The sequence below is a fragment of the Pseudomonas sp. H3_D04 genome (genome assembly GCF_054669175.1).
This window is the reverse complement of the sequence record NZ_CP162801.1, coordinates 1556492-1569652: the sequence shown is the minus strand read 5'-3', so window position 1 is coordinate 1569652 and position 13161 is coordinate 1556492. Positions and strand designations below refer to the sequence as shown.

14 protein-coding genes and 2 pseudogenes are annotated in these 13161 nt (G+C 57.8%); 5 read left to right on the top strand and 11 right to left on the bottom strand.

Annotated features, from left to right (window positions below; all coding sequences use genetic code 11):
• Position 1 precedes the first annotated feature (1 nt).
• The 4 genes from AB4N91_RS07440 to AB4N91_RS07425 all read right to left on the bottom strand — a co-directional run bounded on the left by AB4N91_RS07440 (position 2) and on the right by AB4N91_RS07425 (position 4179).
• Positions 2 to 979, bottom strand: coding sequence for an ABC transporter permease (locus AB4N91_RS07440; protein ID WP_102595445.1), 978 nt, complete (start codon positions 977 to 979; stop codon positions 2 to 4).
• Positions 976 to 2529, bottom strand: a complete 1554-nt coding sequence (locus AB4N91_RS07435; protein WP_154912763.1) for a sugar ABC transporter ATP-binding protein — start codon at positions 2527 to 2529, stop codon at positions 976 to 978. The genes AB4N91_RS07440 and AB4N91_RS07435 overlap by 4 nt, the downstream gene beginning before the upstream one ends.
• A gap of 55 nt (positions 2530 to 2584) precedes the next feature.
• Positions 2585 to 3541 (bottom strand): sugar ABC transporter substrate-binding protein, encoded by a 957-nt coding sequence (locus AB4N91_RS07430; protein WP_010455958.1) that lies wholly within the window; start codon positions 3539 to 3541, stop codon positions 2585 to 2587.
• Positions 3542 to 3729: 188 nt separating this feature from the next.
• Positions 3730 to 4179 carry a hypothetical protein gene (locus tag AB4N91_RS07425; protein ID WP_102595442.1) on the bottom strand — a complete coding sequence of 150 codons (450 nt, stop codon included), beginning with the start codon at positions 4177 to 4179 and terminating at the stop codon, positions 3730 to 3732.
• A 346-nt stretch (positions 4180 to 4525) separates the two neighbouring features.
• On the opposite strand from AB4N91_RS07425, the gene AB4N91_RS07420 reads away from it, so the two are divergent.
• From AB4N91_RS07420 to AB4N91_RS07410, 3 genes are all read left to right on the top strand, one after another.
• The gene (locus tag AB4N91_RS07420; RefSeq protein WP_010455963.1) at positions 4526 to 5614 is read left to right on the top strand and encodes an asparaginase; all 1089 of its coding nucleotides are present in this window, start codon (positions 4526 to 4528) and stop codon (positions 5612 to 5614) included.
• Between the two features lie 169 nt (positions 5615 to 5783).
• Complete coding sequence (locus tag AB4N91_RS07415) at positions 5784 to 6074, top strand: DUF1654 domain-containing protein (protein ID WP_042932723.1); 291 nt, start codon at positions 5784 to 5786, stop codon at positions 6072 to 6074.
• 4 nt (positions 6075 to 6078) lie between these two features.
• Positions 6079 to 6768, top strand: coding sequence for an endonuclease (locus AB4N91_RS07410; RefSeq protein ID WP_010455967.1), 690 nt, complete (start codon positions 6079 to 6081; stop codon positions 6766 to 6768).
• A gap of 58 nt (positions 6769 to 6826) precedes the next feature.
• Here AB4N91_RS07410 and AB4N91_RS07405 read toward each other — a convergent pair whose 3' ends face one another.
• Both AB4N91_RS07405 and AB4N91_RS07400 read right to left on the bottom strand, forming a co-directional pair.
• Positions 6827 to 7738: a siderophore-interacting protein gene (locus AB4N91_RS07405; RefSeq protein WP_460112222.1), complete on the bottom strand. Its 912-nt coding sequence runs from the start codon at positions 7736 to 7738 to the stop codon at positions 6827 to 6829.
• Between the two features lie 101 nt (positions 7739 to 7839).
• Entirely contained in the window at positions 7840 to 8205 is a 366-nt protein-coding gene (locus AB4N91_RS07400) for an SPOR domain-containing protein (protein WP_010455972.1), read from the bottom strand.
• 250 nt (positions 8206 to 8455) lie between these two features.
• On the opposite strand from AB4N91_RS07400, the gene csrA reads away from it, so the two are divergent.
• Positions 8456 to 8650 carry a carbon storage regulator CsrA gene (gene csrA, locus AB4N91_RS07395; RefSeq protein WP_007938114.1) on the top strand — a complete coding sequence of 65 codons (195 nt, stop codon included), beginning with the start codon at positions 8456 to 8458 and terminating at the stop codon, positions 8648 to 8650.
• Positions 8651 to 8835: 185 nt separating this feature from the next.
• On the opposite strand, the gene AB4N91_RS07390 is transcribed toward csrA, so the two are convergent.
• Positions 8836 to 9291, bottom strand: a complete 456-nt coding sequence (locus tag AB4N91_RS07390) for a DUF2214 family protein (RefSeq protein WP_154912764.1) — start codon at positions 9289 to 9291, stop codon at positions 8836 to 8838.
• Positions 9292 to 9746: 455 nt separating this feature from the next.
• On the bottom strand, positions 9747 to 9941 hold the full coding sequence (locus AB4N91_RS07385; protein ID WP_010455982.1) for a hypothetical protein: 195 nt from the start codon (positions 9939 to 9941) through the stop codon (positions 9747 to 9749).
• Between the two features lie 191 nt (positions 9942 to 10132).
• On the opposite strand from AB4N91_RS07385, the gene AB4N91_RS07380 reads away from it, so the two are divergent.
• Positions 10133 to 11698: a methyl-accepting chemotaxis protein gene (locus AB4N91_RS07380; RefSeq protein ID WP_083376297.1), complete on the top strand. Its 1566-nt coding sequence runs from the start codon at positions 10133 to 10135 to the stop codon at positions 11696 to 11698.
• A 136-nt stretch (positions 11699 to 11834) separates the two neighbouring features.
• On the opposite strand, the gene AB4N91_RS07375 is transcribed toward AB4N91_RS07380, so the two are convergent.
• From AB4N91_RS07375 to AB4N91_RS07365, 3 genes and pseudogenes are all read right to left on the bottom strand, one after another.
• Complete coding sequence (locus tag AB4N91_RS07375) at positions 11835 to 12011, bottom strand: hypothetical protein (protein WP_169856879.1); 177 nt, start codon at positions 12009 to 12011, stop codon at positions 11835 to 11837.
• Between the two features lie 191 nt (positions 12012 to 12202).
• Positions 12203 to 12668, bottom strand: a pseudogene (locus tag AB4N91_RS07370) (lysis protein).
• Between the two features lie 17 nt (positions 12669 to 12685).
• Positions 12686 to 13111 (bottom strand): annotated as a pseudogene (locus AB4N91_RS07365) (cell wall hydrolase).
• Positions 13112 to 13161: the final 50 nt, after the last annotated feature.

The window sequence follows — 13161 nt, the reverse complement described above, 5'->3', positions numbered from 1 at the left end:
CTCAGGTCCGCCGGCTTGCGCGCTGACTGCGATAAGTATCAAGCACCACCGCCACCACGATCACTGCGCCGGTGATGATGCGTTTGGTCGGCTCGGTCGCGCCGATCTGCGCCAGGCCCGCCGCCAGTACGGAAATGATCAGAACCCCGAAGAAGGTGCTGATCACCGAACCACGGCCGCCCATCAGACTGGTGCCACCGATCACCACCGCGGCGATCACTTGCAGCTCCAAACCGGAGCCGGCATTCGGGTCCGCCGCTTCCAGACGGGAAATCTGAAACAGCGCGGCTATACCGGCCAACAGCCCCATCAGACTGAATACCAGGATCTTGTAGGGTTTTGGATTGATCCCGGCCAGACGCACCGCTTCTTCGTTGGTGCCGATGCCGATCAGGTAGCGGCCGAACACGGTACGGGTCAGCACGGCCTGGGCGATGATGATGATCAGCAAGGCAATGATGAACGACGGCGAGATGCCAAAGGCAATCGGGTTGGACAGCCAGGCAAAGGCGTCACCGATGTAAGCCGTGCGCGAGCCGGTCATCTGATACGCCACGCCACGGGCCATTTCCAGCACGCCAAGGGACACGATGAACGACGGAATTCGCCACGCCACGGTGATCGATCCGGTGATGGTCCCGGCCAATGCCGCGATCGCCATGCCGAGCAGCGCTGCAGGCAGGACGCTCCAGCCCCAGCCAAGAATCGCCACGCTGACGGCCGACGCTGCGAGCGCCAACACCGAGCCGACCGACAGGTCGATACCGCCGATGATCAGCACGAACGTCATGCCGACCGCCAGCACCATCAGATCGGGAATCTGGTTGGCCAGGGTGCTGAAGGTGTCGTAGGACAGGAAGTGGCTGCTCAATACCGAGAACAGCGCAACCATCGCCAGCAAGGCACCGGCCAGGCCCAGATAGGTGCCCAGGCCGTAGAAATTGCCACTACGTTTGCCGGCAGGAGATGCAGTTTTCATGGAAGATCCCTAGGCGCTGCTTCGTTGAGCAACGCATCACGTTTTTGGTAGCCGGCGAACGCGGCAGCAAGCAAATCATCCTGGGTCCAGCTGTCGCGCTCGAAAGTGTCGATCAGGCGCCCCGCAGACAACACGCCGATCCGGTCGCAGATCAGCATCAGTTCACGCAGGTCGCTGGACACCACCACCAGCGCCTTGCCCTGCCGGGTCAGTTCACCGAGCAGCGCATAGATGTCGAACTTGGCGCCCACATCGATGCCACGGGTCGGTTCATCGAACAGCATTACCGAACAGTCACGCTCCAGCCAACGGCCGATCACGACCTTCTGCTGGTTGCCACCCGACAGCTCGGAAACCAGTTGCGTCGGGCTCGAACTGCGGATGCGCATGGCGTCGATCTGACGTTGGGCCAGTGACATTTCGTCAGCGTTGTTGACGATGCCGCCACTGGAAATCACCGGCATGTTGCCCAGCGCGATGTTGGCGCTGATCGACTGGGTCAGCAGCAGGCCTTCGCCTTTGCGGTCCTCGGTGATCAGGGCGATGCCGTGACCGACCGCATCGGCCGGCGAGCCGATGCTCACTACCTGAGCCGGTGACCCCAGCGCAACGGTGCCACTGTCCGCGGTGTCGGCACCGAAGATCAGACGCAGCAACTCGGTGCGCCCTGCCCCGATCAATCCGGAAATCCCGTAGATCTCACCGGCGCGGACTTCGAAGGACACGTCGCGAACTTTGTCCGAGCGAGTCAGCCCTCTGACCGTCAAGGCGGGAGCGCCAATGTTGCGCGGCCCCAGGTCGATGTGTTCGCCGAGTTCACGGCCGACCATCAACGTGACCAGTTGCTCGCTGTTGTAATTGGCCATCGGCTCGACGCAGACCAGGTTGCCGTCACGCAACACCGCAATGCGCTGGGCGACCCGCGCCAGCTCTTCGAGCCGGTGGGAGATGTAGATGATCGACACGCCCCGAGCTTGCAGGCGGGTGATCTGCTCGAACAGCATCTCGACTTCACGGGCGGTCAGCATCGCCGTCGGTTCGTCGAGAATCAGCACGTGGCAATCGCCGATCAGATTGCGCGCGATCTCGACCATTTGTTGGTGGCCGATGCCGAGTTCGCCGACCAGGGTGTCCGGGTCGATCGCGTCGAGCCCAACCTGGGCCATGGCCTCGATCGCGGCTTTGCGCAGTTGTTTGCGGCTGATCCAGCCCCCATTGCTGGGAAGGTTGTCGAGAAACAGATTTTCCGCCACTGACAGGGTCGGCAACAGATTGAGTTCTTGCATGACCATGCGGATGCCCAGGTCTTCGGCCTGGGTGCGGCTGCCAGGGCGGTATTCCTGCCCCTGGAATTGCATGTGGCCGGTGGTCGGCGTGACCAGCCCGCCAATGATTTTCGACAGCGTGCTTTTGCCGGCACCGTTCTCGCCGGTCAGCGCCAGCACTTCACCGCGCATCAGCGTCAGGTCAATGCCGGTCAGGACGGGTTGGGCGTAGGTCTTGCCGATGCCGCTGACCGAGAGGACAGCGTTCGGGGCGGAAACTGACATAAAACTCTCCATGCGCTCGCCCGATCGGGCGAGCACCGTTGTGCCGCCAGAAGGGTTACTTGGTGACCAGCTCTACCGGCGTTTCGATCACGCCGTTGGCGCCGCTGTCGACCTTTTCGCCCTTGATGATTTTCAGCGCAGTCTCGATACCGAACACGGCTTGCCTGGCGGCAAACTGGTCAGCGGTAGCCAGGACGCGGCCGTCTTTCAACATTGGCTTGATGGCGTTGATGTTGTCGTAACCGACCACTTGCACCTTGCCGGCCTTGCCTGCCGCACGCACAGCGGAAACGGCACCGACGGCCATGCTGTCGTTGCCGGCCAGCAGGGCTTTGACGTCCGGGTATTCGCTGAGGATCGAGGCGGCAACCTTGTTGCCCTTGTCGATCTCCCAGTCACCGGACTGCAACGAGACGACCTTGATCTGCGCCGCTTCCATAGCGTCCTTGAAGCCTGCGGTGCGAGCCTGGGCGTTGGTGGTGGTGGACACACCTTCAATGATGCCGACTTCGTCACCGGCCTTCAGCTGCTTGGCCAGATACTCGCCGACCAGACGAGCGCCTTTGCGGTTATCCGGGCCTACGAACGGGACGGTGATGTTCTTGCTTTTGACCACGGCCGGGTCGAGCTGGTTATCGATGTTGATCACGGTGATACCGGCATCGATGGCTTTCTTGATCACGGGAACCATGGCCTTGGAGTCAGCCGGCGCGATGACCAGCGCATTGACCTTGGCCAGAATCATTTGCTCGACGATGCGCGTCTGGCCCGCAGTATCCGTTTCGTCCTTGATGCCGTTGGAGATCAGCTCGAAATCGCCGGAATGGTCTTTCTGATAAGCCTTGGCACCGTCTTCCATGGTCAGGAAGAACTCGTTGGCCAGGGACTTCATGACCAGTGCGACTTTGGGTTTTTCAGGAGTCTCGGCGAAAGCCGAAGAGACAGGCAGCGCGGCAGATGCGGCGGCCAGCATAGCGACAGCAAGAAGACGTCCAGCGAATGGCAGCTTCATGGGTTCACTCCGATCTTATGATTATTGTGAGCAACGCTTGCGCTGGCGTAAGCTTCATGGCGTCCGACTATGGACCGAGCCATCAAGAACAACGCGCAAACGTTTGCGTAGACCGAACTATGCGAACCCTGCCGGGATTTGTCAACGACCTGTTTGGTGTCTCGGTTGGCAAAAACCAACCCCGGACATCACGCGGTCGTGCTGACCAGCGCCCCAGTGCTGGAGTCTTTGGCCAGTTCTTTCACCAGATTCCCGGTGACTTGCGCCAGCGCACCATTGGTCTCGGCGATCTGCCCCTGGATCGACATGACAGCGGTGACTTTGGCTTCCTCGGTTGGATAAGACGCTGCCTGAGCAGCGGCCAATTGCTGCTGTTGTTCGCGCAACTGCTGTTGCAGTTCCTGCATGCGTTTGAGCAGCACTTGCACCGCAATACTTTGAGTGCTTTTGCTCTCGGATTTGCTCCCTGATTTGCTTTCGCCTTGAACAGCACCACCGGTTCTGACCTGATTTTCTTCTTTTCCAGTCAGTTGAGTCGACGCTTCTTCCGTCGCTTCGCTCAAGGCATTGATCGTCGACGGTGTCTTGCCACCAATGGTGATTGCGCCCGCATTTGGAAAACCGACAGAAAAAGACATGTGCACTCCCGAAAAAAAATCCCTTGAAGGGACATCGACCTGTGCGCGGGTTTCTTTAGCACTGATTTTCTATCTGGCAAGGCGAAGAGTTCACCAGAGGTCGTAGGCCTTTTCGGAGAGCCGAACGCGAAACCTCAACTAATTCGGAAACCCGGACACGAAGCTGTTTAAGGCCGGTAACCCACTGGGTAAATATTGATATAAATCATCCAGTTAAAAGTTTTTCTCATTCAACGTAGGGCTGGTACAGATCCTGCTCTTCACCTAGACCCCAAGCGTTCAGATCTGCCTGGGGCGTATCTAGATGAACTTGCATCAGCACCGTCTCACTACTAGAGAGAAAATAATGAAATCTGCCTTCAACACCTTTATTCCGGGCGCTTTGGCCCTCCTGCTGCTCCTGCCTACCGCTCTTCAGGCAAAAGAAGTCGAAACCCAACAGAAACTGGCCAACGTGGTGATCCTCGCCACCGGCGGCACCATTGCCGGTGCCGGCGCCAGCGCTGCTAACAGCGCCACCTACCAGGCAGCGAAAGTCGGCATCGAGCAACTGATCGCCGGGGTTCCGGAGCTCAGCCAGCTGGCCAACGTTCGCGGCGAGCAGGTCATGCAGATCGCCTCGGAAAGCATCACCAACGACAACCTGCTGCAACTGGGTCGCCGCGTCGCCGAACTGGCCGACAGCAAAGACGTCGACGGGATCGTGATCACCCACGGCACCGACACCCTGGAAGAAACCGCGTACTTCCTGAACCTGGTGGAAAAAACCGACAAGCCAATCATCGTCGTCGGCTCCATGCGCCCAGGCACCGCAATGTCGGCTGACGGCATGCTGAACCTGTACAACGCCGTCGCCGTCGCCAGCAGCAAAGACGCCCGCGGCAAAGGCGTGCTGGTGACCATGAATGATGAGATCCAGTCGGGGCGCGACGTCAGCAAAATGATCAACATCAAAACCGAGGCATTCAAAAGTGCCTGGGGCCCGCTCGGCATGGTAGTTGAGGGCAAATCCTACTGGTTCCGTCTGCCGGCCAAGCGTCACACCATGGATTCGGAATTCGACATCAAAACCATCAAGAGCCTGCCTGACGTCGAAATCGCCTATTCCTACGGCAACGTCAGCGACACGGCCTACAAGGCACTGGCTCAATCCGGTGCCAAAGCGATCATCCATGCCGGCACCGGCAACGGTTCGGTCTCCTCGCGTGTGGTCCCTGCCCTGCAAGCCCTGCGCAAGGACGGCGTGCAAATCATTCGTTCGTCCCACGTCAACGCCGGCGGTTTCGTCCTGCGTAATGCCGAACAGCCTGACGACAAGTACGACTGGGTCGTGGCGCATGACCTGAACCCGCAAAAAGCCCGCATCCTGGCCATGGTCGCGCTGACCAAGACCAACGACAGCAAAGAGCTGCAACGGATGTTCTGGGAATACTGATTCGCCCTCGCCCGACCGACTCCGGTCGGGCACTGCATTCACCACTCGCCAGCCTGGGCGAGTGGTTCATACCCCGCCTGATACTCCTATAAAAATTTTCCCTTCTTCCTACACCAAATGGAAAAAACTGCTGTCAGAGGATTTTCTTGAATTTTAAGCAGTTGCGAAAATGCCTACAGTTAAATACTGTATGCACGTACAGCTTAATAAGGATAATTCCGTGGCCTCCACCTCTGCTTCTCCTGATGCCTATCAACGCATGGGCATACGCGTTCAGAAAATCATCAACTCCCCCACCGCTCAGAAAGCCAAAGCCGCACTGATCTTCCGTTTACCGGACGAGCCTGTGGATGAGTGGGAGCAATTGCTCGAAGAAATTGATGAGAACGACAACGTCACCCTCGCCTATCGCGACGATGGCGGTGTGCAGATTTTCTGGGTTGTGCCGAAGGAAGATTGAGTCAATGAGTGTCCGCTGGTTTGCTTTGCTGTTTCTGTTCATCACCCTTGGCGCCCAGGCTGGCGCCCCCCGCACTTTCAACGAAGCCAAGAAAGTCGCCTGGAAGCTGTACGCGCCGCAATCCACCGAGTTCTATTGCGGCTGTAAATACACCGGCAACAAGGTCAACCTCGCAGCCTGTGGGTATGTGCCGCGCAAGAACGCCAAGCGCGCCGCCCGCATTGAGTGGGAGCACATTGTTCCCGCTTGGCAAATCGGCCATCAGCGTCAGTGCTGGCAAGAGGGCGGACGCAAGAACTGCACGCGGTACGATCCGGTCTATCAAAAGGCCGAGGCTGATCTGCACAACCTGGTGCCGAGCATCGGCGAAGTGAACGGCGATCGCAGTAACTTCAGTTTCGGTTGGCTGCCGGTGCAATCGGGTCAGTACGGTTCGTGCCTGACCCAGGTCGATTTCAAGGCAAAGAAGGTCATGCCCCGCCCCTCCATTCGCGGCATGATCGCCCGGACGTATTTCTACATGAGCAAACAGTACGGTTTGCGCCTGTCGAAACAGGACCGGCAACTGTACGACGCGTGGAACAAGACCTATCCGGTTGAAGCCTGGGAACGTCAGCGCAACCAGAGCGTGGCCTGCGTGATGGGTCGGGGCAACGAGTTTGTCGGGCCCGTGGACATGAAAGCCTGCGGCTGATCGACCGCATAAAACCAAAAAGGCCTCGGGTATTCATGCCCGAGGCCTTTTTACGTTTCTATCCGCCGCTTTTGTTGTAGCGCCAGTAACCCATCAGATTGAGTGACTCCCGAGCGATGCCGCGCTCCTTGATCAAGTACTTGCGCAGGCTCATCACGGCCATCGTTTCCCCGGCGATCCAACCGTAGAAACCCTGACCGGTCGAATCGGAGGTTTCCCAGAGAATCTCTTGGTCGACATCGACCTTGGCCAGCTCCACTGTTGCGTGAGTCTGCGGGGAAGTAACCGGCAGCTCCGCCCAACGGACCGCTTCAACCATCAGCGAACCTGCTGCCCTACCGGCGGAATGATCCCGGACCAGCCACCGCACTGACAACCCAGGCCATTCAGGAACCGGCAATGCGTCTTCTGCGCTGGCCACCTCGAAAAATGCCTGAGTCGTCGGCGGCTCGGCCAAGGCAGCCATCTCGTCCAGAATGCCGAGAGCGGCGGGCAATGCCGTGGCATCAGCCACCAGCAACAGATGCTTGAGCGTGTGAGGCGGCTTCCATTCGAAACCTCCCGCGTCTTGCGCTGAAAACTGACGATCAGGCGCAACAATCTGGATTGGCTCGCCCACTCCCGACCGGATTGCCCAACGGGAGGCCGGACCGGTTTCACCGTGCAATACGAAGTCGATGTCCACTTCGCCTTGCTCGGCCCGCAGATGCCGGATGGTGTAAGTGCGCATTGCCGGACGCTGGTTGGCCGGCATTGAACGGTAGCGCGCATACCAATGCTGGTCATGAGCCAGTCTGGCAGGCGACCCGTCTTCGGCTGGAAAGAATAGTTTGACGCGCTGATCCGGTGCCCAGGTGGCCATTTCGGTGACCATCGGACCGGCCAGGGTCACGCGCATTAAATGTGGGCTGAGGGTCTTTTTGTGCGCCAGGACCGCGTCGAATATTTTGTAAGGGGTGGCGGAGGCCATGGAGAGCTCCTTCTGGGAATCGACAGTGACTACGCTTAGAGACGAGTCAATGTGGATCCCCTTTAAGGGGCTTCGACGGAAGGCCTGCGTGAAAAGGGCTGTTACTGGGCTACGGGACGCTCAAGCACCAGCACTTCGATGTTCTGTTTCTTGGCCCGGGTAAGCGCCGCAGCCACTTCGGCCTGCTTGGCTTCGGCCTCGGCTTTCGAATTGAATGGTCCGAGCAGAATGCGGGTCTTGCCGTTTTCCTTGACGATGCTGGATACAAAGCTGTGCTCGATCAGCCAGCCGCTCAGGTCGCTGACAGCCTGGGGCGTTTCGCCTCGCACTTCGACATCCCATTGCGGCCCGGTGACTGCCGCGGGCGCGGAAACGACTGCCGGCTTCGGCTTTTGAGCGTCAACGCCCTTACCTTGATCGCACCCAACCAGCGCCAGTACTGCGATTACCAAGACCATTTTGCGCACAACGTGTCCCTCTGAATGCTGAAAGCGGCGATTTTAGCATTCATGAATACTTCCCGAGTGCCGCAAAATGGGCGCAAAACAACGAGAATGATGGTTGCGGCCTCTGTATAGTTACGCCTTGGGAATTAATGCAGCATCTGCGCGTCAGAAAGAGGCACCCAAACCGTGAGACTTCGCACTAATCTATACATACCACCGACCTCTGCACTGTTCGAATCAGGTGCCCTACAAAGCAATCAAGGAGAAGACCATGCTGATACTCACCCGCAAAGTCGGTGAAAGCATAAATATCGGTGACGACATTACGATCACCATACTGGGCGTGAGCGGCCAGCAAGTCCGGATCGGGATCAACGCGCCGAAAGACGTCGCAGTGCATCGCGAAGAAATCTATCAACGCATTCAGGCTGGCCTGACCGCTCCAGACAAGCCGCAAACTCCCTGAATCCTGTTGCAGTCAGTAGCCAGCCCGTTCAGTCCCGGACAACGGCTGGCTAAAGATTCAAGCGTAGTATTGCCATCCGTTCGCCCCTGCCCGCCAAAACGTGAAGCCGATATTAACGACACGTCCCCTGCCCTGACTGTCAGACGTTTCTGATTATCCCCCAGGAAGAACGTGATCCGACTCGGCTAACCAAACGTTACGCCGCGCGCCATGCCCGTGGCCGCCACCACCATCAGCAACACCAGCAGCCCTTCGACATGACTGATCCGCGCAAACAGCTTCGCGCGCCCGGTATCGATCGCCGCGCCACGACTCAGTGCTACCCGCCATTTGATCAGCGTGATCATCGGCGCCACTTCAAGCAGCAAGATCAGCACGAACAGCGTCATCTTGAGATGGAACAATGGCTGGTGTAGGTAGTAATCCGTACCTTTTTCGTACCCACCGAAGGCCCGCATCCCACCGGAGATCAAGAGGATGACGGCAGAGATCCCCCACAGATTATCGGCCATCAACACTCGGCGGGCCTCCCCCGACCCGGTCGCCAGACGGCTGAATGCGGTTCCCCGCGTCAGTACAGCCCAGAACCCCAAGGCGAAAGCCAGCAAGTGAATTGCCGCAAGCGACCAATGAACCAGCATCGATTGACTCCTATCAGACTGAGTTTGAGTTTGGCCAGTCAGTAGTAGTCCAAAAAACCGTGATTCGCCCGGGTTTGCACAGGAGGCGTTTCGCGCTTCTCCATAGAAGCGGCACGGCATACAGGCAACTTTTTCAGAGCGAAGCAGGCGGCTGAGGTGTCCTTGCGATGTTCGAGCGAACCAGGACAAACCTCAGGGAAAAAAAATCCCAAGCAGCTGATGGACGCTTGGGACTTAAAAATGCATAAACCGTGGTGGTGAACGCGAAGCAATCTTACCTAAAACCGACACTTGTAACAATATATTTTGAGGACCGTTCGGTTAATTAATTTTATAAGTGCTTAAATATCCACACTATTTTTGTGGAGCTTGAACAATCCTATAACGACCAGTGTCGTAACTGAGCATCTATTAGAGCGCCAAACAGAGAGCCCAGCACGATGGCTGGGCCCTGGTTATTTTCTGTTTTCCATCATCTTATCGGCGAGCGCTTTGGCCCTTTCAATCAACAGATTCTGCCTGTCTTCGTGAGTAGCCCCTCCGACAACGGGTGCCGTCAGATTACTTTCCGCAATCAACGCAGCGCAGAAGTATTGATCCCAAACAGCCTTGCCCTCAGACGCCTGTTTGTTCATTTGGTCGGCGATCATATGCGGCTCCTTTTGGTGGGATAGCACCGCTATCTTACGCCTGAACCGCAAACAACCTCAGCCGCTGAAGACCAACGCAAACGCGCCGCCCCATAAACTTTCCGACACAAGACAGTTTCATTTCCAAGAACTCGTTAACCTTTTGCAAATTCTTGCCGATGTCTCAAGCTTAGGGCATAGGAGCAACACAGATGAGAAACAATCAACCCGTTACACAACGTGAGGTTGCCCTTGGACCTCAACAGAAACTCATCTCGACAACGGACTCACGAGGGGTCATCACTTACTGCAACGACGCCTTCGTAGACATCAGCGGTTTCAACAAGTCAGATCTGATAGGTGCCCCGCAAAACATCGTTCGTCATCCTGACGTGCCATCCGCCATATTCGCCCATATGTGGAGCGCCCTCAAACAAGGCAACCCGTGGATGGGCATCGTCAAGAACCGCTCCAGGAACGGCGACCACTACTGGGTCAATGCCTACGTCACGCCCATATTTGAAGGGAGCCAAGTCGTTGGTTATGAGTCGGTCCGGGTAAAACCGAGCATCGAACAAATCCGCCGGGCCGAAGCTCTCTATAAACGAATCAACCGGGGCAAGTCGGCAGTCCCCGGCAGCGACAAATGGCAACCCGTCTTGATGGACTGGCTGCCGTTCCTGGCCATGGGCTTAGCGGGGACTTTGGGCGGTGTTTTCCTCAGTCCTCCCTTGGCAGCATTGGTAGCCGTAGGTGTATCGGCTCCGATGGGCCTGATTGCTTCGCGCCGGCAGAAGCGCGGTGCGCTGCATCTGCTGGAAATGGCAGAGGCTTCCACTTCCGACCAACTGATCGCGCAAATGTATAGCGACGAGCGAGGTCATCAGGCGCGTCTTGAAACGGCCTTCGTGAGCCAGGCATCACGCCTCAAGACTTGCCTGACACGCTTACAAGACACCGCAGAGCAGCTCACCGGGCTGGCAGGGAGATCTGATGCTCTCGCCTCCGACAGCTCACGTGGACTTGATCGCCAACGAATCGAAACCGAGCAGGTATCGGCCGCCGTCAATCAGATGGCAGCGACCACGCAAGAGGTCGCAAGCCACGTCCAGCGCACTGCCGACGCCACCCAGGCAGCCAACGTGCTGACAGGCCGCGGACGTGACGTAGCCCGGGACACCCGCGACGCCATTCAGCGGCTCTCCAATGTGGTAGGCGAGACAGGCCAGACCGTCGCGCAACTGGCCAAAGACAGTAACGAAATAGGGACGGTCGTCGATGTGATCAAAGGCATTGCCGATCAAACCAACTTATTGGCGCTCAATGCCGCAATCGAAGCTGCACGCGCGGGAGAAATGGGCCGAGGTTTCGCGGTCGTCGCGGACGAAGTGCGCCAATTGGCACAGCGAACAACCGAGTCGACAACCCAGATTCACGGCCTGATTTCCAAGCTACAGGTCTCTTCAAACAACGCCGTGAAGACTATGGAAAGCGGCCAGCGCCAGGCCGAAGAAGGAGTTGCGTGGGTGCTGGAGGCCGATAAAGCCCTGATCGGCATCAGTGAAGCCGTCGCCAACATCACCGATATGACCACCCAGATCGCGGCCGCGACTGAAGAGCAGTCGGCCGTCGCAGAGGAAATCAGCCGCAACATCACCACCATCGCAACCCTCGCCGATCAGACGTCTGAGCAAGCCAGGCATTCCGCCGAGGTAACCAAGGAACTAACACAGACAGCTAAAACTCAGTATTCGCTGGTTGAGCGCTTTAACCGATAGCCCCTGCTCTTACTGATCAGGGATCTAAATAGAAAAAGCAGGATGATCAATCCTGCTGTTTACGTCATTTCTCTGCTCGACGCTCAAGATTAGCTACGGCGTAAGCACATGGGCACACGTTCTACGGCCGAGAAGCTCACTTGTTCCTCTGCATCCAGCCGATCAACATAAAGGCGAGCCCTGGAATGAGCAGCCCGGGCGCCATGCCACTGAACGTTGCTTCGTTCAACAAGCCGGTCAAGCCAAAGCTGGATCCGCAAATGGCCAGCGGGATGCCGGTTAGAAACATGGGATTTCGAAATGCCTTATCCATAGCAAGATCTCCTTAACAATTTAGCTGACTGAACTATACCGTCTGTAGGTGAGCGGCGGGAATTGCTAAACACAGACAACAAAAAAGGGCCCACCTTTCGGTGAGCCCTTCTAGACCGCCCAGCAGAGCGGATTTTTGTCAGACACAGCAACTGCTCGGTCGAAACTTAATTCAGCCCTATGCCAACTGCTTTAGTGAATTAACTCCCGAACATATGCTTGGCACGCGCCAGCGCGATCAGTCCCTGGTCCCCGGCATCGGTGATGGCGACAATTCGTTGAGCATACGCTGGGTCAAGTCGGGCGCGCGCTCCTCCATGAACCACGCCGCTGGCTGAATCCGCAGCGTCGACGAGGACTGACAGCCGCAGATCAGAAGTGGCAAGGCGATCGCGCAGGCGAGCCTGGTTGGTTTGAGCATCGGTCAGTTCCTTGTGGTGAGTTTGGTCGTTGGCCGCCAACCGCTGCTCGAGCGCCAGGCGCTTGTCCTGATCGGTGCGCACCTACGCGGCGGCCGCGTTGCTGATGGCGCTCAGGTCATCCTGGTGAAGGCCGGCCTGCTCGGCGAGCTGCTTGCCTTAGCGCCAGTCTTGAACCTGCCAGGGACTGCTGCGCTGCCGGCCATCAGCATCACGGCCAGCGCCAGCACACCGATCATCTGCTGCGCCAGTGTCATCACGGCACATCCTTGAAGAAGACGTGACCACCAATAACTACGGTCTGCTTGGCCTTAGTCGCCCAGGCCGGCGTCTTCTTCATGGCGGTCGCGTAGTAGTGTGTCGCGCCAACGGTCGGATCCTGCACCTTGCCGTCAATCACCTGGTCAGCGGCGATCCATGCTTGGGCCAGTTCGCGGAACGGGATCTGCTTCGCGCCGCTCAAAATAGGCGAAGTTCGGGTCGTTCTTGTTCCAGCAACTGAACTGATACGGCTTCTGGCACACGCCGGCATAGCCCTCGCCCCACCATGACTTGGCCTTGCCGTCGTTCACACGGTTGCGGATTGTCCAGGCCACTGCGATTTGCCCAGCCAAGGTTTCGCCACGAGCCTCACCCCACAGTGTCGTGCGAGGAGGTCACGGTCTTTTTCGTTTGCAGTCATTCATTTTTCTCCAGGCAAAAAAATACCCGCTCAATGGCGGGCGCCGTCTG

Bases quoted from the DNA above. Each gene is read 5' to 3' on its own strand.
- AB4N91_RS07440 (WP_102595445.1), bottom strand. From the start codon at position 979: ATGAAAACTGCATCTCCTGCCGGCAAACGTAGTGGCAATTTCTACGGC.
- AB4N91_RS07435 (WP_154912763.1), bottom strand. From the start codon at position 2,529: ATGTCAGTTTCCGCCCCGAACGCTGTCCTCTCGGTCAGCGGCATCGGC.
- AB4N91_RS07430 (WP_010455958.1), bottom strand. From the start codon at position 3,541: ATGAAGCTGCCATTCGCTGGACGTCTTCTTGCTGTCGCTATGCTGGCC.
- AB4N91_RS07425 (WP_102595442.1), bottom strand. From the start codon at position 4,179: ATGTCTTTTTCTGTCGGTTTTCCAAATGCGGGCGCAATCACCATTGGT.
- AB4N91_RS07420 (WP_010455963.1), top strand. From the start codon at position 4,526: ATGAAATCTGCCTTCAACACCTTTATTCCGGGCGCTTTGGCCCTCCTG.
- AB4N91_RS07415 (WP_042932723.1), top strand. From the start codon at position 5,784: ATGCCTACAGTTAAATACTGTATGCACGTACAGCTTAATAAGGATAAT.
- AB4N91_RS07410 (WP_010455967.1), top strand. From the start codon at position 6,079: ATGAGTGTCCGCTGGTTTGCTTTGCTGTTTCTGTTCATCACCCTTGGC.
- AB4N91_RS07405 (WP_460112222.1), bottom strand. From the start codon at position 7,738: ATGGCCTCCGCCACCCCTTACAAAATATTCGACGCGGTCCTGGCGCAC.
- csrA (WP_007938114.1), top strand. From the start codon at position 8,456: ATGCTGATACTCACCCGCAAAGTCGGTGAAAGCATAAATATCGGTGAC.
- AB4N91_RS07390 (WP_154912764.1), bottom strand. From the start codon at position 9,291: ATGCTGGTTCATTGGTCGCTTGCGGCAATTCACTTGCTGGCTTTCGCC.
- AB4N91_RS07385 (WP_010455982.1), bottom strand. From the start codon at position 9,941: ATGATCGCCGACCAAATGAACAAACAGGCGTCTGAGGGCAAGGCTGTT.
- AB4N91_RS07380 (WP_083376297.1), top strand. From the start codon at position 10,133: ATGAGAAACAATCAACCCGTTACACAACGTGAGGTTGCCCTTGGACCT.
- AB4N91_RS07375 (WP_169856879.1), bottom strand. From the start codon at position 12,011: ATGGATAAGGCATTTCGAAATCCCATGTTTCTAACCGGCATCCCGCTG.